Genomic DNA, 19,363 nt, shown 5'->3' with positions numbered 1-19,363 from the left:
TATCGTGACGGTTCCGAAGTTTGGCTAGAGGCACCCCGACGGCGGGTGGCCCGGTTCAGTGTCGCAGCCGCCACGTAAGCTGGGGGCATGGCAAGCAATTGGGACAGCCTGGACCAGGCCCAGCGGGATGCAGTGGATGCGAATGTGGCCCTCTACGAGCGTGTCCGCCCTGCTTTGAAGCGGGTCACGCGGGACGTACTGCTGACCCTGCGGGACATGTTGAACGACGCTGAAGTCACCCCGTTGTTCGTCACCGGCCGGACCAAGACCGTGGAGTCGTTCCGGGAAAAAATCTCCCGCACGGATGATCCCCTGGAACCGGGTGGTCCGCGCGTCCTGAAATTCCCGGACCCTTTCCGCACGTTGAACGACATGGTGGGCATCCGTGTCATCACCAAGCTCCCTGCGGAGAACGCAGCGGTGGCCAACATCATCAAGCGTCAGCGCCAGCTCTTCGATTGCCGGGGCGACCGCGAGAAGGACATCGGTTCCATCGAGTCCGGCACTTATGGCTACTCCAGCCGCCACCTCATCCTGCGCACCATCCAGAATGAAACGGTCAAGGAGTACCAGCACGTCTTCAATCCGGACATGCCAGCCAACGGCAGTTACTTCTTTGAATGCCAGATCCGTACTGTTTTCGCGCACGCCTGGAGCGAGATCGAGCACGACATCCGCTTCAAGGCGGAGGACCCGCGCGCATGGACCCCGCATTTCGACCGGCAGTTCACGGCCACGGCGGCCATGTTGGAGACGGTTGAGAGCGCTTTCGCGGACCTTCACGAGCGGTACGAGGAAGTCCGTGGCTACTGGGACCTGGAGGGTGAAGGCGGCTCGCCCCTGACTCCCAACCGCGTTCGTGACGTCTGGCGTACGCTCCTGCCGCACGTTGACCGTAAAGTTGATGACGACTGGGGATGGGCCGCCGAGCTGCTCGCTGCCCACGGACTTACCAAGACCGTGGAACTGGCCGGGCTTCTCAGCGCCAACCGGATCACAGAGGTCCGCAAGGCCCTGGACCATCGCTACTCACCCGGTCCCGACCGCCTCCTGGATGACCTCCTCTTGTGGCAGTACGGAACCGAACACATTGATCTCACTGCTGAGGCGCCCGACGCCGTTCCGCACCCGCGGCGCGACAGCCTCCAGCGGCGTCTTAAGCAGATTGAGCGCTACCGCCAGACTGCACTGTAAGAAACCTGCCCTGTAAGGACCCATGACTCCGGAGCAACTCATGTCATTGCGGGCGACTTTTCGCTCGCCCCGCCGGCTGCTGACGGAGTCCCTCGCGGGACTCGTGGTGGCTTTGGCCTTGATCCCGGAAGCCATCGCATTCTCGGTGATTGCCGGCGTGGATCCGCGTATTGGCTTGTTCGCATCGTTCACCATGGGCGTGGTGACGGCTCTGGTGGGTGGCCGCCCGGCCATGATCTCCGCTGCGACGGGAGCCGTGGCGTTGGTGATCGCCCCCGTCATGAAGGAGCACGGACTCGACTACCTGATCGCTACGATCATCCTGGCCGGCGTCTTCCAGGTCGTCCTCGCGGTCCTCGGTGTGACGCGGCTGATGCGGTTCATTCCCCGTTCGGTGATGATCGGCTTCGTCAACGCCCTGGCCATCCTGGTGTTCATGTCCCAGATGCCGGAACTCTTCAACGTGCCGTGGATGGTCTATCCGATTGTCATTGTTGGTTTGGTGATCGTGTTCGGGCTGCCTCGGCTCACCACTGCCATTCCCGCACCGCTGGTGGCGATCGTGGCCATCACCCTGGTGACAGCCCTCGGCAACATCGATGTTCCCACCGTCAGCGACAAGGGCGAACTCCCGGACAGCCTGCCAGGATTCTTCCTGCCCAACGTTCCACTGAACCTGGAGACGTTCCGGATCATCGCTCCCTTCGCCCTTTCCATGGCGCTGGTGGGCCTGCTGGAATCGCTCATGACTGCCAAACTGGTGGACGACATCACGGATACCCGCTCCGATAAGACCCGGGTGTCTTGGGGGCAGGGTGTGGCCAACATCGTCACCGGTTTCCTTGGTGGCCTGGGAGGCTGCGCGGTGATCGGGCAGACCATGATCAACGTGAAGGGCTCCGGTGCAAGGAGCCGGCTCTCGACCTTCCTGGCCGGGGTGTTCCTGCTGCTCCTGGTAGTGGTGCTCGGTGACGTGGTGGGCATGATCCCGATGGCTGCCCTGGTGGCCGTGATGATCTTCGTTTCACTGATCACATTCGATTGGCACTCCGTACGGCCATCGACGTTGAAGCGGCTGCCCAAGTCCGAGACCGCCGTCATGATCCTGACTGTTGCCGCTGTGGTGGCGACGCACAACCTGGCGGTCGGGGTCGGCGTCGGCGTCTTGGCCGCCATGGTGCTGTTCGCCCGGCGCGTGGCGCATTTCGCGACCGTCGAACGGACCGAACTGGAGCTGAACGGCGAGAGGGTTGCGACGTACACCGTGGATGGGGAGTTGTTCTTCGCCTCTTCCAACGATCTCTATACGCAGTTCGACTACGCGAAGGATTCCTCAGACGGCATAGATCGGGTAATCATCGACCTGCATGGATCGCATATTTGGGACGCGTCCTCCGTGTCGGTGCTGGATTCGGTGACGGAGAAGTACCGGAACCATGGCCGCGAGGTCGAATTCATCGGACTGAACGAGGCCAGCGTCCGCATGCGTGAGCGCCTGGCGGGGAAACTCAACTCCTGACCCGGCTGGGTTCAGAAACAGCGGTCATCTGACATATACGCCTGCCTGCAAGTAAAGAATTCGTTCGGGCTGCCGGGCAGGTGTGAGCATGGATGAATGCTTGAGGCAACCAATAACGCACCAGAGTCTGAAGAAACAGCCGCGCCAGTGAACGCCGCCCTCGCCGCCGAGGCCAGGATTGCGCGGGTTGCCGTCACGGTGTTCCCGCTCCTTGTTGTGGCTGCCGGTGTCCTTGGCTTCCTCGTACCGGACCTCTTCAAACCCATGGGCGTCTCGGTCCCGTATCTGCTGGGCGTCATCATGTTCTGCATGGGCCTGACCCTGACCCCTCCGGATTTCGCCTCAGTGGCCCGACGTCCGTGGGCCGTAGCACTCGGCATCGTGGCACACTACGTGATCATGCCCGGCGCCGGCTGGCTCATTGCCGTGCTGCTCCAGCTGCCCCCGGAGCTGGCGGTGGGCCTGATCCTCGTGGGCTGCGCGCCGTCGGGTACCGCGTCCAATGTGATGGCCTTCCTGGCCAAGGGCGACGTTGCACTCTCTGTTGCCGTGGCATCGGTTTCAACGCTGATCGCTCCTCTGGTGACACCCGCGTTGACGCTGTTCCTGGCCGGTTCTTTCCTCCACATCGACGCCGGTGCCATGGTCCTGGACATCGTCAAGACCGTGCTGCTTCCCGTCATCGCAGGCCTCCTGGCGAGGTTGTTCCTTTCCAAGCTCGTTGCCAAGGTGCTTCCGGCACTTCCGTGGGCATCCGCCGTCGTGATTTCCCTGATCGTTGCAATTGTTGTGGCCGGCAGCGCCAGCAAGATCGTGGCAGCAGGCGGCATCGTGTTCCTGGCTGTTGTCCTCCACAACGGCTTCGGTCTTGGCCTCGGCTACCTGGCAGGCAAGCTCGGCCGCCTGGATGACAAGGCGCGCCGTGCGTTGGCGTTCGAGGTCGGAATGCAGAACTCCGGACTTGCCGCGACCCTGGCCACAGCACACTTCGGTGCTTTGGCCGCGCTGCCCTCCGCCGTGTTCTCGCTGTGGCACAACGTTTCTGGTGCGATCGTTGCAGCGTGGCTCGCGCGACGTCCGCTGAAGGACTGACTTTTGCGCTCTTGGGGACTGGCTTCCGGCCTCAGTCCTTAAGGCTTCCACGAGGCCCGAAAGTCGCGAGCTGATGGGTCTTGACGCCGCACTTGCATTTTGCAAGTATGACCGCATGAGCCTCTTTATTACTTGCCCGGTTGAGAGCGTCGAACGTGCCACCGCCTTCTATACCGCCCTCGGCTGGACCCTCAACACCGAGATGTCCGATCACAACGTGTCGTGTTTCGCGATCGCCCCCGAGCAGTACGTCATGCTCGGCAGCCGTGAGATGTACGCCAGCGTCGGTGGCGCCGAGGAACTGGTCGGTGGACCTGACACTCCCTCGAAGGTCACGGTCTCCTTCGACCTCGGCAGCCGCGAAGCAGTGGACGAGCTCACCGAACGCGCCGGCGCCGCCGGCGGGCGGATCGGTGACACCGACCACTACCCCTTCATGTACCAGCGCCAGTTCGACGACCCCGATGGCTACCACTACTCGCCGTTTTGGATGAAGCCGGACTCCGATCCGACCGCGTGAGCAACCTCGCCGCGGCCCTCGACGTCGTCGGCTCACGGTGGGCCCTGCTCATCGTGGAACGGCTGCTCGACGGGCCACAACGCTACGGCGATTTGCAGCGGGACCTCGGAGTGCCTACCAACATGCTCGCGACGCGCCTGCGTGAGCTCGAAGCCGCCGGCGTCCTGTCCCGGCTGCCCCTGCGCCACAACACCCGGGCCTACACGCTGACCGATAGAGGGCGGGCCCTGGGCGAAGCAATCAACGCACTGGCCCGTTGGGGCGAGGAGTTGCCCGGGAACGACGCCCAGACGTAGGCCTTGGTGCGCCGCGGTCTTGACGCTACTGCGCCGCCGTCTTGCTGCCGTCCACCGTGGCGGCGTCCCTTGTGGTGCCGCGACGGTGCAGCTTCCACGGAGAGGCGACCCGGACGCCGTCGGCGGGAGCCGTTCCCTCCAGGCGGTCGAGCAGCATCCGGACCACCTTCTCGAAAATGGGATCGGGACCCACCGTCGTCAGTGCGGGATCGAACTCCTGCCCCTCGGTGGAGTTCCCCACTCCTACGATCTGCACGTCCTCGGGCACGCGCAGGCCCAGCCGGAAGGCGGCCCGTACCGCCTGGAGCGCTTCCATGTCATCAGTGCAGAGGATGGCCGTGGGGCGGACCGGAAGCTGCAGCAATTCAAGCGCCGCCTGATACGCCTCGGCCGGGCGATGGTGAGATGTCCGGACGAGGGACTGATCGAGCGGAATGCTCGCCTTTTCAAGCCCACTGGCGTAAGCAGCGAACCGGCTCTTGGGCCGGTCAGTGGAATCTGACCTCCGAATGCAAGCGATCCTTCGATGCGACGCCGTCAGGAACTCCATGCAGTCCGCCAGCCCGGCGTCGGTCTCGGGCGCGAGGACGTCGAACCCGGCAGGATTCATGGTTTCCGAAATCACCACTTGGGCTACGCCGCGGCGAGCCAGTTCCGTGACGGTTTCGTCCTCCGTTTTAGCCTCCGGGAAGTACCCGATGATGACACCGTCCGCGCCGCCGGACATCATGAATTTCCGCCAGTCCTCGCCCAAGAGGATCACAGGCTGATAGCCACGTTCCGGAAGGATGTTCGCCGCCGCAGTGGCCAACGCCCGGTCCCACGGCCATTCGAGGTTTCCAATCGCGACGGCCACCACGTCTGTCTTGCCGCGCCGCATCCCGCGCGCGGCCTGGTTGGGAACGTAGCCCAACTCCTTCACGGCCGACAGGACGCGGTCCTGGGTGGGCTGGCTGATCCGGGTAGTGCCTCCGTGGCGGCCGGAAAGCACGTAAGAGACGGTGGTCAGCGATACGCCCGCTGCCGTGGCAACATCCCGGATGGTGGGCTTGAGTCCCTTGCTCACGGCGGCTCCTGACAGACGATTGATTCTTGAACTCTATCTTCACCGAGGTGGACTCCCCTTGACGCACTTAGTTGTGAACGTTAACAATTGCGGGAGCCAACATGCATTCAAAAGGGAAGAATTCAATGAAGAACTGGGCAGGAAACCTTGAGTATTCGTCCGCGGGCATCCAGCGGCCCGCGTCGGTGGAGGAGCTGCGCGAGCTCGTGGCCCAGGCGACCCGGATCAAGGCCTTGGGCTCCCGGCACTCGTTCAATACGGTCGCGGACACCGAGGGCACGCACATTCTCTTGGATGCCCTCCCCCAGGAAATCGTCCTCGACCGGGAAAAGAGCACGGTAAAGGTCAGCGGCGGCATCAGCTACGGAGCCTTGGGCCGCTCGCTTGAAGAGCAGGGTTACGCCATCCACAACCTCGCCTCTCTTCCCCACATCTCCGTAGCGGGCGCCATCCAAACCGGCACGCATGGCAGTGGAGTCAATAACCCCTCCCTGGCTGCCGCCGTCGTGAGTGTCGACCTTGTGCGCGCCTCAGGCGAGCTGGTCACCCTTACAGCCGACGACGACGAATTCCTCGCCAGCGTGGTGGGCGTGGGAGCCCTGGGCATTGTGACAGGACTGGAGCTTGCCGTCCGCCCCAGCTACGAGGTCCGGCAACGCGTGCTCACGGATCTGTCCTGGGATGCGGCGTTGGCCAACTTCGAAACCATCGCTTCCAGTGCCTACAGCGTCAGTTTCTTCACGAACTACACGGGTGACACCATCGCCCAAGTGTGGCTCAAGGCGCTGGACACCGAAGCTCCCCTGGCGGAGCTGTTCGGAGCAACGCCGGCGACGGCGGCACTGCACCCGCTCCCGGACATGTCAGCCGAGAACTGCACCGAGCAGCTCGATGTCGCGGGAAAGTGGCTGGACCGTTTGCCGCACTTCCGCCACGAATTCACCCCAAGCAACGGGGAAGAACTGCAGAGCGAATTCCTCCTGCCGCTGGAACATGCACCCGCCGCTCTGGCCGCCGTCCGAGGTCTCGCGGACAAGCTTGCACCCCTGCTGTTCATCTCCGAAATCCGGACGATTGCCGCCGATGACTTCTGGCTCAGCCCGTTCTACCAGCAGCAAAGCGTGGCGCTGCACTTTACCTGGAAGCCGATGCAGGCCGAGGTCAAGGCCGTGCTCCCAGAACTCGAGGCAGCCCTGCGCCCGTTTGGCGCACGCCCGCACTGGGGCAAGCTCTTCACTCCCGGCGAGTACGACTTCGCCGCCCTCTACCCGCGTTTCGAGGACTTCCGGGCTCTCGTTAGCGCCAACGATCCCACGGGCAAATTCCGAAACGCCCTGCTGGACACGGTGCTGGGCGTGACGGTTACTTCATAGCGCGTCGGGCCGCGGCCACGATCCCGGAGTCTGTGGCGTCCAGCGCCTGTGCCCCACCTCCAGGCCCTGCCGGGTGGGGGTCCACGTAACTCGTACGCGCTGACAAGTGCACGGCTGCGATTCCCGTTGCAAGCAGCGCGGGAATGTCTTCAACACGCACGCCTCCACCTGCCATGATCTGTACCCCGTCAGGTGCCTGGCGGACCATGTTCGCAAGCATTTCCACGCCTTGGATACTCCGGACCGCCCCGCCGGACGTGAGGACCCTGCCCACACCGGTGCCTTCCAGCCGGGCCAACTCGGCGAGGGCGTCGCTGCTCGCATCCAGGGCGCGGTGGAACGTCACCGGAAGCTCTCCCGCGGCATCGACGAATCGTTCCAACGCGGCCAGGTCAATCCGGCCATCGGGAGTGAGGGCACCCACCACCACGCCACCCACTCCAGTACCCCGGAGGGCGGCGATGTCCGCGCACATGGCGCGGACGTCGTCGTCGGAATAGACGTAACCACCGCCGCGGTTCCGCACCAGTACGTGGACGTAGCCCTCCGGGGCCACGTCGACGGCCAACTGCACAGTGCCCATGGACGGCGTCAGGCCGCCAACACCCAGGGCCGTGCACAGCTCTACCCGGGTGGCTCCACCCTCCAGTGCGGCCCGCACACCGGCAACGTCCTGAACGGCTATCTCCAGGTCAACCATCAGCGGCGGTGCACCACGGCCGACAATGCCGGTTGCGCGTCTGTGTCGGAGAAGGGAAAGACGCCCTCGGCCAAGTGGGAGTGGCCCAGCCGCAGCAGGTCCTGGTCCACGCCTCCGGGTGTCAGGAGGAGTTTCCAGCCGGCTGCGGCGTCATAGAGTTCCGGTTCCAGGTAGCCGATCTTGACCACGATGATGTCGAACGACGCCGGATCCAGCCCGAGCTGGGCGAAGTCGCCGATGTGGTGGAACGGCTTTCGGCGCTCGGTCACGATGGCGAAGACGTTGCCTACTTGTATCACTGCCTGGGTCCCCGCCACGGGGTCCCCTTCGGTGATGGAGTAGACAATGCCGTTGAGGCGGACGGGGCCGTGGACGTTGGCGTCAACGCGGGCACCAGCCTCGACGTCGATCTCACTTCCGACGCCGGCGGCCACGGCGGCTGCCACGGCATCGGCGTCGAAAATGGAGGCGTGCACCAAGCGGAACGGACCGGCAGCAAGTTCAGGACTCGTGACAAGTTGCTGCAACGTCCAGGTGACGTCCCCAGCGCCGCCCGCTGTCGGGTTATCTCCGGTGTCCGAGAGGAAGTACGGGCGCGGCGCTCCAGGGTCGAGGGCTGCGGCGAGCCCCTCGGCCAAGGTGGCGGTTTCGGCCACGAACTCGAAATCCCGGCGCGCGTCCCAGTACAACCGGGCGAGGCGTTCCGCTTCGGAGCTGATGAGCTGTTCGTCGTCGCCTGTGACCACTACACAAGCCTGGCAGCGCGGCTCGTCGGCCCATGCGTAGCCCACCCAGATGGCCGCATCCACTACGCCGTCCAGCGCGGCCACCAGCGGAACTTCCGCGTAGATGCTCCGGGCCGGTTCGATGCGCGTGCTGGTCTTTTCACCCGGCAGCAACACCGGAACGGGTACCCAGGCCTTGGCTGGACGTCGGGCTTGCACGTCAGCGCCAGTTGCGGCACGAAGGCGGGTCAGCAGGTTGAAGACCGCGCGTTCCTTGGTGTTCATGGCGTCCTCGTGAGGTGCCATCCGGTAGCACGTGATCAGGTCCACCGCGCTGAGCAGTTCGAAGGAAACGTTGCCGTGCAGGTCCATGGATGTGGAAACCAACGTGTCATGCCCCAGTGCGGCGCGGACATGGCGGGCGAGGTCGCCTTCGGCATCCTCCATTCCCAGCACGCTCATGGCGCCATGGATGTCCAGGTAGAAGGCGTCGAACGGGCCCTCTTGGTGGATACGGTCAACGATCTCGTCGCGGAAGGCAGCGTAGAGGTCCGAATCCACGGCACCGCCCGGCAACGAGCGTGCGTGCATCAACGGAACCCAGTCGGCGGCCTCACCCAGGTCCCTGCCGGCATCCAGGAACGGGTAATAGGCCCGGAGCGTCGCGCCGCGACGAACCGTGAAGGCCTCAGTCCCGCTGATGTGGGGAGAAAACGTGCTTGATTCGATGGAGATCCCGGCGATGCCGATCCGCGGCCGGGCGAGCCCCTCTTCATGGAGTGGAGCCAGGGCGGGGCACCAGACCTCGGACTGTTCAGGGGCGGTGTGTAAAAGTGAAGTCATCGTGTTCCTCGTACGAATCCAGTGCGTTGTTCAAAAGTGTGAATCATGGCGCGCGCTTCCGTGGCACGCTCCTTCCAGATGTTGACGGTTTCGGCCGGGTCCGAGGACAGGTCGAAAAACTGCCCCGGACCGTGGCCGGAGTCGTCCGGCTCACCTTGGGGGGCCGAGAATCCGCCGGAACCAGTGCCGTATATGGCCTTTGCCGGACCGCTGCGGAGTACCAGGGTCCCGTCAAAAGCCTGTTGGGCCAGAAGCCGGCCCTGTTCAGCATCCCGTTCGCCGGCGAGCAGGCCTGCGAAAGACTCTCCGTCGCCGTACTCGGATTGCGCGCCGGCGGCCGCTTCCTCGGAGCCGGTGGAAGAGGGCTCGACGGCGGCGCCCGCGGCTCCGGCAGTTACGTCCGACACGGTGGCGCGAACGTCCAGGAGACTCACGAGGGAATCACAGACTCCGGCTGCGGAGCCTGCGCCAGCGACGATCAGCGGAACCCGGTGCCCTGCCTCCCAGGCGTCCGCTTTCTGGCCGCGCCACGGACCGTTGGGGAGGTGCCCCGTGAGTCCGCCATCGGCGTCGAGCATGTCTTCCGTGAACATCGTCGGTGCGCCGTTGTCGCTGGTGAAGACCACCAGCGTCCGCTCCAGGTCGTCCCCCAACGCTTCCATCAACTGCCCGACCATCCAGTCCACCAGGACCACGGCGTCGCCACGAGGACCGGCAGCCGTGGAGCCGTGCACGAAAGCTGGCGGGACGCAGGGGCGATGGGGTGCGGCCGTGGCGATGTACGCGAAGAACTCCTGGCCCGCGCGCCGCTGTTCCCCGATCCACGCGACCGCCTGCTCAGTGACAGTGGTGTCCACGGCGTCATCCCGCCAACCCGGCGATGCCAGGCCTGGACGTTGCGAGGAGACCAGGTCCGTCTTCTCCACCAACGGCGTGCCGACGGCGTGATCCTGGTCCAAGAAGCAATACGGCGGCATATCAAGTGATCCGGCGATGCCGAAGAAGCGGTCGAAACCCAAGGCCGTGGGCCCTCCCGTGAATGGCGCCGAGTAATCGATGCCACGACCGTTGCCTTGCATGTCAGGGGCGAATCCCGCCGCGAAGGCATCAGGCGCGCTGCCATCCAGCCAGGTCCACCCCAGGCCCAGATGCCATTTGCCGAATGCCCCCGTGCTGTAGCCGCGGGCTTTCAGGTCACGGGCCAGCGTTGGAGCATCGTGGGCAATGATCGCCGGATCCGCGCCGCCCAGGACGCCGCTCTTGAGCGGGCTTCGCCAGGGATAGTCGCCGGTGAGCAGCGAGTATCGGCTGGGCGTGCACACCGCTGAGGAGGCATGGGCGTCGGTAAACCGCATTCCGCGGCGGGCAAGCTCATCGATGTTGGGCGTTTGGATGGCCTCGGCGCCTTGGCAGGAGAGGTCGCCCCAACCGAGGTCATCAGCCAGGATGACCACCACGTTGGGACGGCCGTGCCCGGAAGATCCGACGTCCATCTAGGCTCCCACCTGGTCGACCAGGGACACGCTTCCGGGTACGCTGCCGGACAGCAGGTCCACCGCGTACGCCGCGGCACCAATAAAGCCGGCGTCCGGTCCAAGCTGCGCCAACCGCACCGGCGGGGTCTGTTCGCGTCCGCGCTCAGCCAGCAGCCCCGCAAGCCTCAGCTCAGTGGGGTCGGTCAAGGCGGCACCGGCAGCGCTGACGCCGCCTCCAAGCAGGAACAAGTCCGGGTCCAACAACATGGCCACTTGGCTGAGGCCATAGCCCAGCCAGTGCCCCAGTTCAGCGAAGTCTGCCTCGCTGGCCGCCGGGTGCCCCAAGGCCGTTCCGCTGGCATAGCGATCCAGGCAACCCCGGCTCCCGCAACCGCACGGGCGGCCATCCGGGACCACCGTCATGTGCCCTGCCTCCCCGGCCCAACCATGCGCCCCGGAGACCAGCTGACCGTTGACCAGCAGGCCACCGCCGATGCCCGTGCCCACGGTCAGCATGGCCACGTTGCTCACACCGCGCGCCGCGCCGAACCGGAACTCCGCCCACAGCGCGGCGTTGGCGTCATTGAGGACGACGGCGCGCACATCGGCGCGCTCTTCGATCCAGTCCGCGAGCCGCGCCTCCTTGAGGGCGAGGTTTGCCGCGTTGGCGACGCTGCGATGGTCAGTGGACACATATCCGGGGACGGCTACGCCCACTGTGGTGCCGCCGTCGGCGTCCAATTGTCCCAGCATCCACGCCACCGCAGCGGCGATATTTACGCCACCCTGGGGAGTTGCGAGCTGTTCGCGGGCAAGGATGTTTCCCTTGGAGTCGATGACACCGGCGGCGATTTTGGTACCGCCGATGTCGATGCCCACCAACCGCTGGCTCATACGGGGTGTCCCTGCTTGTTGGTGTGCGGAATGGCGAAGACGGCCACTGCCGAGTCCTTCAGGGTCTCAGGAACAACGAACTTGTCGCCCGCCTCACTGGCACCAAGCCAGTGCCCGCCGGTGGTGGGAAGCGGCAATACAGGGAGTTCCGCGGCAGGATCCATCACCAACACATAGGTGGCGCGGGCGCCAACAGTCAGCGCCACGTGTTCCCGTCCCAAAGGGTCTCCGGCGAACGGACGAGTACAGTAGATCGCTTCCCCGTTGACGTCCATCCAAGCGGCCAGGCCCTCGAGCCTGTCGCGGTAGATCGCAGGAATGGTGCCATCGGCATTAAGCCCGATATTCAACAGCAGGTTGCCGTTGCGGGACACCACAGACACCAAGTGACGGACAATCTCCGCGACGCTGAGGACGTCCGATTCGGTTTCGTTGCGGTTGACGCCAAACGAACGACCCAGCCCCCGGCAAGACTCCCAATTCTTGTCGGACAGCGAGCCGATGTCGCTGTATTCGCGCGTCAGATACCCGTGCGACGGAACGCCCCAGCGGTCGTTGACGATGCCCTCCGGCACCGCTGCGAGGTACTTGCGGAACAGTGCGGCGACGCCGAAATCTGCGGCCGACTTGCCGGCGTCGGGCCATTCGATATCGTTCCACAAAATGTCCGGAGCAAACCGGTCCACCAGCTCACCAACCTGGTCAAAGGCGTAGCGGGCGAACTGCTCGTCGTTCCGGCGCAACCGGAAAACATCGGGATCGGAGTTGATGGCACGCAGATCGCTCACATGCCAGTCCAACGCGCCGGAGAAGTATGCACCGAACTTGAGTCCGGCGTCGCGTGCTGCCGCCGCGAATTCAGCCAGCAGGTCCCGGCCAGGGCCTCGGCGGACACTGTTGAAGCCAGTCGTCTCCGTATCCCAAAGGCAAAAACCGTCGTGGTGCTTGGCAGTAGGCACAACGTAGCGCGCGCCGGCCCGTCGAAACAGCTCGACGCATTCATTGGCGTCGAAGGACTCCGCTGTCCACAGTTCAGCGAGGTCCTCATAGCTCGTACCTGGTCCGAATGTCTCGCGCTGGTAGGCCTCGGCGCTGCTACCTGGAAGCCGGACCGTGTTGCCGTACCACTCAGCATATTTGTGATCCCTATAGGCATCCTCCACGGGGGTGGGCGCATTGCCTGTCTCGGCAAACGCCGGCACTGAATAAAGTCCCCAATGGACGAAGATTCCGAATTTGGCGTCTTTGAGCCACTGCGGGAAGGTCCAATCGGGGTATTCCGGTGCTTCCGCGCCGAAGTCGGGACCTACTCGGTCCTCAAAATAGAACATGTTCAGCCTTGGAGTTAGAAGGAATGTGGGCTAACGGCCGGCCAGGCCAACTGTTGCGATGCCCTTGACCAGGTGCTTTTGGAGTGCGACCACCAACAGCAACGTGGGCAGGATGGCAATGACCGATGCCGCCATGACCAGATTCCAGGAGCTGCCATGCTCGCCGAAGAAGGTCTGCAACCCCAGTGAGACGTTGCCTAGCTCGTTGACGTCGTTGACCACGATCAGGGGCCACAGGAAGCTGTTCCAGAACGTGATGAACGTCCACACGGCCAAGACAGCCAGTGAAGGCTTGGCCAGCGGCAGGATGATCCGGCTGAAGGTACGCCATTGGCTGCACCCGTCCATCCTGGATGCCTCCACCAGCTCATACGGGATATTCACGAAGAACTGGCGGAGCAGGAAGGCGCCGAACGCCCCGAAGGCCCACGGCAGGATCAGTGCCTGCCAGGTATTGATCCAGCCCAGCTTCTGCATGAGCAAAAACATCGGAATGACAAGGACTTCCTGCGGGATCATCATGGTTGCCAGATAGAGCAGCATGAACTTGTCACGCCCGCGCCAGCGAAGGATGCCGAAGCTGTAAGCCGCCAACGCGGATACCGCCACCACGATGACCGTGCCGATGATCGAGACCACCAGGCCGTTGAAGATGAAGCGCAGGAATGGCGTGTACTCGAAGACTTCCACAAAGTTCTGCCACCGGAACTCCGCTCCGAACAGTGACGGCGGCTGGGCGAAGATCTCGCCGTTGGACTTGAAAGCGGAGAAGAAGGTGAAAACGATCGGGAAGAGGAAGAGCAGGACCACCCCTGCAATCAAGATTTCGCTGACCAGTTTGAATGGGCGGAAGCGCCCTTTGGCCTTCTTGCCCGCACGTTCCGCCGAAACAGCGGACGCTCGCGACGTTGTCTGGTTACTGGTCATAGTGGACCCATTTCTTTTGTCCCAGCCACTGGATCATCGTGACTACAAGAATCAAGGCGAAGAGGATAATGGCAGGTGCTGCAGCGGCACCAAGCTCGCCACCCTGGAAGGCTGTTTGGTAGACGTTCATGACCACTGTGACCGTTGACGTGCCCGGACCACCGGCAGTGAGCACGAACGGTTCGGAGAACATCTGGAACGCCGAGATCATAGTGACGGTGGAAGCGAAGAAAATTGCCGGGGTCAGGAGCGGCAGCTTGATCTTCAACAGCGCTGTGAGACCCGATGCGCCGTCGAGCATGGAGGCATCAAGTACGTCCTGCGGCAATTGGTCGATGGCTGCCGAGAAGATGAGCATGTTGTAGCCGAAGCCCTGCCACAGGATCACGACGACGACGGCGAGCATGGCCGTACTGCTGTCCCCGAGCAGGTTGGGCATGTGGAGGCCGAACATGGACTGCAAGGTCGAATCCAGGATGCCGTCCGGCTGATAGATCAGCTTCCAAATGACAGCCGTAGCAACAGACGGTGTCACTACCGGCAGGAAGAACAAGACACGGTACAGCTTGGAAAACCGGCTGGTTGAAACCCAAAATGCCGTAGCGATGGTCAGGACCAGGTTGAGTGGCACCACGATGACGGTGAACAACAGCGTGTTGGTGAGTGCCGCTGGGAACTGGCTTCCCGCAGCAAACAAGTCCTTGTAGTTGTCGAGCCCGGCGAACGTGACGTCACCATACGTAGGCCAATTGAAGAAGCTCGTGGCAATGGCCAGGAGCGTGGGCAGAAGGATGAAGAGCGTCATCCCCACGGCACTGGGCGTCAAAAAGCCCAGTGCCGCGCGGGAGTCCGTCTTCTTCTTCCGTGGCACGCTCACCGGCTCCGGCGCAGGGCGCCGCGGCGGTGAAGCAATGGTGGCCGTCAAGGTGATGCCTTTCTCGTCGGGCTCGGGATTCGGAAGAAACAGCGGACGCTACTTGGCGCCGCTCTCCTGGACGTTTTTGAGGGCTTCCTCCGGGGAGATCTTGTCCGTGTAGGCCTGCTGGAACTGCTGTCCCATCAGCTTGGTGACCTTGTCCCAGTTGCCCGTGCTGATGAATGGCACCGCCTTCTCCGAGGAAGCCTTCACCACTGCGGCCACCTGGTCCGAGTAACCCGGATTGGTGGGATCGATGTCTGTCTTCAGGCCCTGGATGAATGCGTCCGTAGCGGCGAGTCGTGCCGGCTGGTTGCCGGCCTTGGCCGAGGCGGCCTGTGAGGCCGCGTCGGTCAGCACGCCAATGGCCTTGGCCGCCGCTTCCTTGTTCTTGCAGGTCTTGGAGATACCGAAGCCTGAGTTGGCCGAGAATGTACCGGCGCCGTTCGCGCCCTGCGGCAGGGCCACTACTCCCACCTTGAACCCGGCAGCATCGGTGACGTTGCTCTTGATGTTCCAGGTTCCGTCCACAGCCATCGCCGTATTGCCCGCAACAAACTGTTGTTCACCCCAGGCAACATCGGAGGAGCTGGCCGGAACTGAGCTGATCTTCTCGTCCGTCGCCAGTCCGGTGTACCAGCCGAACGCGTCGGTGACCTTATCGTCCGTCAACTGCAGGGCGCCGTCGTCGGAAACCGGTCGGGCTCCGTTGAAAGCCAGCAGCTGGGAGTACATATGCAGGTCCGAGAAGGACTCACCGAAAGCGGGCTTACCCATGGAGGCCGAAACCTTTTTGCCCGCGGCGATGAATTCGTCCGTGGTCCAGCCGCTCTTGGGCTCTTCAACACCTGCGGCCTTGAATGCATCTTTGTTGTAATACATGACCATGGTGGACAGGCCGTAGGGAAGTGCGTACTGCTTGTCCGAAGACTGCAAAGCCTTGAGAGCGCCGGGGCTCCACTCATCGGCCTTGAAGCCGGCGGCTTCGGCCAGCGGTCCCTCCATGGGCTCCATGGCTTTGGCGAAGGCGGGAAGGCGCAGGGACTGCATGCTCACAATGCAGGGAGCAGTACCGCCGGCAAGTTGGGACTGCAGCTTGGTGAAGTAATCGGCGAAGGGCGCGGTGGTCAGGTTCACCTTGATGTTCGGGTACTTCTCAGTGACCTGCGCTGCCAGTTCTTTCCAGGTCTTATTGCCCTCTTCACCCTGGGACCAGAATGACCAGTCGAGCGTGACGTCCGAGCTGGATGCGTCGGAGGAACCGGAGGTGTTTGAGGAACCGCAGGCTGCAGCGCCGAACATGACGGCGGTGCCGGCGACGACTGCGGCTAGCTTCGTTGCTAATTTCATTCTTCGTCCTTCTGAGTTTGGTGGAGGGTGCGGGAACCCGGTCCTATAATTAATTCGGTACCGAATTAACTACGGTCCGGTTAGACTATGCGGACGCTCCGGCCGGAGTCAAGAGAGAGGTGTTTCACATTTCGAGCACTCGCCCACGCGCCCGTCCGACCCCTGCCAGTGAGGTTGTCAGCCGCGCCGAGATCCTGGGACTGCTCGCCGACAGGGGCCCACTCAGCCGTGGTGAGATCGCCAAGCAACTCGGCCTCGGTGCGGCAACGGTGACAGCACAGGTACGTAACCTCATGGCCGAGGGCATGGTCCGCGACCTCCCTGCCGGACAAAGCGCCGGGGCCGGACGCCCCAAGGTGCCGGTCCAGCTGGTGCCGGATGCCGCCGTCGTCATCGGACTGGGAATCACACCCCGCAGCGTAGCTGTGGTGACTATGCTGCTGGACGGAAAGATCCTCACGTCAGACGTCGTCCCTTTCAGCCCCGATAACGACCCCGTGGACCAGCTGGCCGGCGTGGTGATGGGGCAGATGCGGGCCATGGCACACCCCGGGCGCACCGTCGCAGTGGGCATTTCGGTCTCGGGCGCTGTAGACCAGAACTCCTCCACGGTGATCATTTCCGCCACCCTCAATTGGGAGAACTTCGACCTCGGCCAACAGCTCCGACGGGCAGTGGACCTGCCCGTCTTCGTTTCCAACGACCTGTTTGCCTTGGCAACCCGGGAGATCAGTTTCGGCCTGGGCCGCCGGCACGATGACTTCCTGCTGTTGGGCCTCGGGCCCGGCGTGGGCATGGGTATCGTCAACCGCAGGTCGGTTTTCTACGGTCCCGGCGGCGCCTCCACCGAGTTCGGCCACATGTCTGTGGATCCCGAGGGGCCCCGCTGCGTTTGTGGAAACCGGGGCTGCCTCCAGGTCTACGCGGGGCTGCGGGAGCTGCTGGCAGCCGCGCCCGATCTGGCCCCCGAAGCGACACTGGAAGATCTTGCCGCCCTGGCCAGGGACCCGGGCTCTCCTGCGGGTTCATACTTGGACCGGACCGGGCGGCTGCTGGGCCGCTCCCTCGGCGGCACGGTGAACCTGCTCGGCATCTCAACCATCATCGTCACGGGCGAGACGACCGCGTTGTGGGGATATCTGCGCAACGGCTTTGAGCAAGGGCTTCAGGAGACTGTGCTGCGCTTCCACCACCCCCTGACCATCACCGTCCGGGAGTGGACCGAAGCTGAAGGTGCCATCGGGGCGGCGGGCATGGCCCTGCACAACGCCGTTGTGTTGAACCGTTCAGACCCGGCGGCGTAAGACGGTTGCATCACACCCTGTTCCCCTGCCGTTCAGCGAGGGAACAGGGTGTGGAAACGCGCTGGCGAACCCGCTACTCGATGTGGGCGAGCACTGCGCCCGCCAAGACCACTCCACCGGGAGCCGAGAGCACTTCCGAGAGGGTGCCTGCGCGGTGTGCCGGGACCTGGGTTTCCATCTTCATGGCTTCCAGAACCACCAGGGGGTCTCCGGCAGCTACCTCGGCTCCGGGTTCCACCAGCCACTTGACGACGGTGCCGGACATGCTGGAGACGAGGGCGGATTCGGCGGGTGATTCATCGGCGCCGAGGGAACCCGGCAGCCCCGTGACATCCGTAGCGGCCGGAAGCCCTTGTCCGGAGCGCGCCCAGCCATCAAGCAAATCCGCAGGAAGTCCCACGGCAAGCCGCTTGCCGTCGACGTCAACAGTGATGGTCCGGCGTTCTCCGCCCGGCGCCACCGCGCTGTAGTCAGGGTCCACGGGGATCTGGGCGGCGAAGTCAGTCTCGATCCACCGGGTGTGTACGCGGAGTCCGGCCACTGAAGTGAAGTCGTCAGCCTCCAGGACCGCCCGGTGGAATGGCAGCACCGTGGCCAAGCCTGTGATGGTGAAATCGGCCAGGGCCCTACGGGCGCGACGAAGTGCCTGCTGCCGGTCAGCTCCGGACACGATCAGTTTCGCCAACAGGGAATCGAACTGCGGTGGAACGTTCGACCCCGCACGCACTCCGGTATCCACCCGGATGCCCGGCCCTATAGGCACCTCGAAAAGTCCGACTGTGCCAGGGGAGGGCAGGAATCCACGGCCGACGTCTTCAGCGTTGATCCGGAATTCGAAGGAGTGCCCCTTGGCGACGGGGTCCTCGGACACACTCAAAGGCAGGCCCGMAGCCACGCGGAACTGTTCCTGTACCAGGTCGATCCCCGCTGTTTCCTCGGTGATCGGGTGCTCCACCTGAAGTCGGGTATTGACCTCAAGGAACGCGACGGCACCGTCTGCCGAAACGAGGAACTCCACTGTTCCGGCACCGTAGTAGCCGGCTTCACGAATGATCGCCTTGGAACCGTCGTAGATCTTTTGCCGCTGTGCGTCGCTGAGGAAGGGCGCGGGTGCCTCTTCCACGAGCTTTTGGTGGCGGCGTTGGAGGGAGCAGTCACGGGTACCCACCACAATGACGTTGCCCTGCTTGTCGGCGATGATCTGCGCTTCCACGTGCCGCGGCCGGTCCAGGTACTGCTCCACGAAGCACTCGCCACGACCGAATGCGGCCACGGCTTCACGGACAGCGGAGTCGAAGGCCTCTTCCACTTCAGCGAGCTCGCGGACCACCTTGAGTCCCCGTCCGCCGCCACCGAAAGCAGCCTTGATGGCCATCGGAAGCCCGTGTTCCTCGGCAAAAGCGCGTGCTTCCGCCGCGGAGGAGACAGGTCCGTCGCTGCCCGCGACCAACGGCGCACCGGCCCGGACGGCAATCTCACGGGCAGTAATCTTGTTGCCCAACTGACGGATGGACTCCGGAGAGGGACCGATCCACTCCAGCCCGGCGTCGATCACTGCTTGTGCGAAGTCCGCGTTTTCGGAGAGGAAGCCGTATCCGGGGTGGACCGCGTCCGCGCCGGACTGCGCGGCGATGCCAAGCAGCTTCCCGATGTTCAGGTAGGTGTCAGCAGGGCTGTTTCCGCCCAGGCTGTAGGCTTCATCGGCTGCGCCAACGTGCATGGCGTCGGCGTCGATATCCGCGTAGACGGCTACCGACGAGATGCCGGCATCGTCGCAGGCTCGGGCGACGCGGACGGCGATTTCGCCGCGGTTCGCGATCAGGACCTTACGCATCAAA

At 63.8% G+C, this 19,363-nt stretch carries 17 protein-coding genes; 7 read left to right on the top strand and 10 right to left on the bottom strand.

The features are described 5' to 3' along the window. The first annotated feature begins 87 nt into the window (after positions 1-87). From AB4Y81_RS05795 to AB4Y81_RS05775, 5 genes are all read left to right on the top strand, one after another. Positions 88-1,194, top strand: a complete 1,107-nt coding sequence (locus AB4Y81_RS05795; protein ID WP_018778427.1) for a GTP pyrophosphokinase — start codon at positions 88-90, stop codon at positions 1,192-1,194. A 22-nt stretch (positions 1,195-1,216) separates the two neighbouring features. Further along, positions 1,217-2,713 carry a SulP family inorganic anion transporter gene (locus AB4Y81_RS05790; protein WP_018778428.1) on the top strand — a complete coding sequence of 499 codons (1,497 nt, stop codon included), beginning with the start codon at positions 1,217-1,219 and terminating at the stop codon, positions 2,711-2,713. A 96-nt stretch (positions 2,714-2,809) separates the two neighbouring features. Next, positions 2,810-3,805: a bile acid:sodium symporter family protein gene (locus tag AB4Y81_RS05785; RefSeq protein ID WP_018778429.1), complete on the top strand. Its 996-nt coding sequence runs from the start codon at positions 2,810-2,812 to the stop codon at positions 3,803-3,805. 115 nt (positions 3,806-3,920) lie between these two features. Then, positions 3,921-4,325, top strand: coding sequence for a VOC family protein (locus AB4Y81_RS05780; protein WP_441995498.1), 405 nt, complete (start codon positions 3,921-3,923; stop codon positions 4,323-4,325). Beyond that, entirely contained in the window at positions 4,322-4,621 is a 300-nt protein-coding gene (locus tag AB4Y81_RS05775) for a winged helix-turn-helix transcriptional regulator (RefSeq protein ID WP_018778431.1), read from the top strand. Before AB4Y81_RS05780 ends, AB4Y81_RS05775 begins: the two co-directional genes overlap by 4 nt. Positions 4,622-4,646: 25 nt before the next feature. Here AB4Y81_RS05775 and AB4Y81_RS05770 read toward each other — a convergent pair whose 3' ends face one another. Then, positions 4,647-5,687: a LacI family DNA-binding transcriptional regulator gene (locus AB4Y81_RS05770; protein WP_441995497.1), complete on the bottom strand. Its 1,041-nt coding sequence runs from the start codon at positions 5,685-5,687 to the stop codon at positions 4,647-4,649. Between the two features lie 125 nt (positions 5,688-5,812). Between AB4Y81_RS05770 and AB4Y81_RS05765 the strand changes: the two genes are divergently transcribed. Beyond that, a complete protein-coding gene (locus tag AB4Y81_RS05765; RefSeq protein WP_441995496.1) occupies positions 5,813-7,060 on the top strand; it encodes a D-arabinono-1,4-lactone oxidase in 1,248 nt (415 codons plus the stop codon). On the opposite strand, the gene AB4Y81_RS05760 is transcribed toward AB4Y81_RS05765, so the two are convergent. From AB4Y81_RS05760 to AB4Y81_RS05725, 8 genes are read right to left on the bottom strand one after another with little or no spacing between them, the layout of a single operon-like run. Continuing rightward, positions 7,050-7,760, bottom strand: coding sequence for a copper homeostasis protein CutC (locus AB4Y81_RS05760; RefSeq protein ID WP_275777175.1), 711 nt, complete (start codon positions 7,758-7,760; stop codon positions 7,050-7,052). The genes AB4Y81_RS05765 and AB4Y81_RS05760 overlap by 11 nt on opposite strands. Beyond that, a complete protein-coding gene (locus tag AB4Y81_RS05755; protein ID WP_275777173.1) occupies positions 7,760-9,328 on the bottom strand; it encodes a M81 family metallopeptidase in 1,569 nt (522 codons plus the stop codon). The genes AB4Y81_RS05760 and AB4Y81_RS05755 overlap by 1 nt, the downstream gene beginning before the upstream one ends. Next, on the bottom strand, positions 9,325-10,821 hold the full coding sequence (locus tag AB4Y81_RS05750; protein WP_110504834.1) for a sulfatase family protein: 1,497 nt from the start codon (positions 10,819-10,821) through the stop codon (positions 9,325-9,327). Before AB4Y81_RS05750 ends, AB4Y81_RS05755 begins: the two co-directional genes overlap by 4 nt. Beyond that, positions 10,822-11,697: an ROK family protein gene (locus tag AB4Y81_RS05745; RefSeq protein WP_110504833.1), complete on the bottom strand. Its 876-nt coding sequence runs from the start codon at positions 11,695-11,697 to the stop codon at positions 10,822-10,824. Beyond that, entirely contained in the window at positions 11,694-13,028 is a 1,335-nt protein-coding gene (locus AB4Y81_RS05740; RefSeq protein WP_110504832.1) for an alpha-L-fucosidase, read from the bottom strand. The genes AB4Y81_RS05745 and AB4Y81_RS05740 overlap by 4 nt, the downstream gene beginning before the upstream one ends. Positions 13,029-13,058: 30 nt before the next feature. Continuing rightward, positions 13,059-13,955 carry a carbohydrate ABC transporter permease gene (locus tag AB4Y81_RS05735; protein WP_110504831.1) on the bottom strand — a complete coding sequence of 299 codons (897 nt, stop codon included), beginning with the start codon at positions 13,953-13,955 and terminating at the stop codon, positions 13,059-13,061. Continuing rightward, positions 13,945-14,880 carry a carbohydrate ABC transporter permease gene (locus tag AB4Y81_RS05730; RefSeq protein WP_110504830.1) on the bottom strand — a complete coding sequence of 312 codons (936 nt, stop codon included), beginning with the start codon at positions 14,878-14,880 and terminating at the stop codon, positions 13,945-13,947. Before AB4Y81_RS05730 ends, AB4Y81_RS05735 begins: the two co-directional genes overlap by 11 nt. A 48-nt stretch (positions 14,881-14,928) precedes the next feature. Further along, positions 14,929-16,221 carry an ABC transporter substrate-binding protein gene (locus AB4Y81_RS05725; protein WP_110504829.1) on the bottom strand — a complete coding sequence of 431 codons (1,293 nt, stop codon included), beginning with the start codon at positions 16,219-16,221 and terminating at the stop codon, positions 14,929-14,931. Positions 16,222-16,340: 119 nt separating this feature from the next. Between AB4Y81_RS05725 and AB4Y81_RS05720 the strand changes: the two genes are divergently transcribed. Further along, positions 16,341-17,525, top strand: a complete 1,185-nt coding sequence (locus AB4Y81_RS05720; protein ID WP_110504828.1) for an ROK family protein — start codon at positions 16,341-16,343, stop codon at positions 17,523-17,525. 73 nt (positions 17,526-17,598) lie between these two features. On the opposite strand, the gene AB4Y81_RS05715 is transcribed toward AB4Y81_RS05720, so the two are convergent. Beyond that, positions 17,599-19,359 carry an acetyl/propionyl/methylcrotonyl-CoA carboxylase subunit alpha gene (locus AB4Y81_RS05715; protein WP_441995495.1) on the bottom strand — a complete coding sequence of 587 codons (1,761 nt, stop codon included), beginning with the start codon at positions 19,357-19,359 and terminating at the stop codon, positions 17,599-17,601. Positions 19,360-19,363: the final 4 nt, after the last annotated feature.

The sequence above is a fragment of the Paenarthrobacter sp. TAF1 genome (genome assembly GCF_052113825.1).
Taxonomy (GTDB): domain Bacteria; phylum Actinomycetota; class Actinomycetes; order Actinomycetales; family Micrococcaceae; genus Arthrobacter; species Arthrobacter nicotinovorans.
The sequence above is the reverse complement of the archived record's forward strand: the minus strand, read 5'-3'. Positions and strand labels throughout refer to the sequence as shown.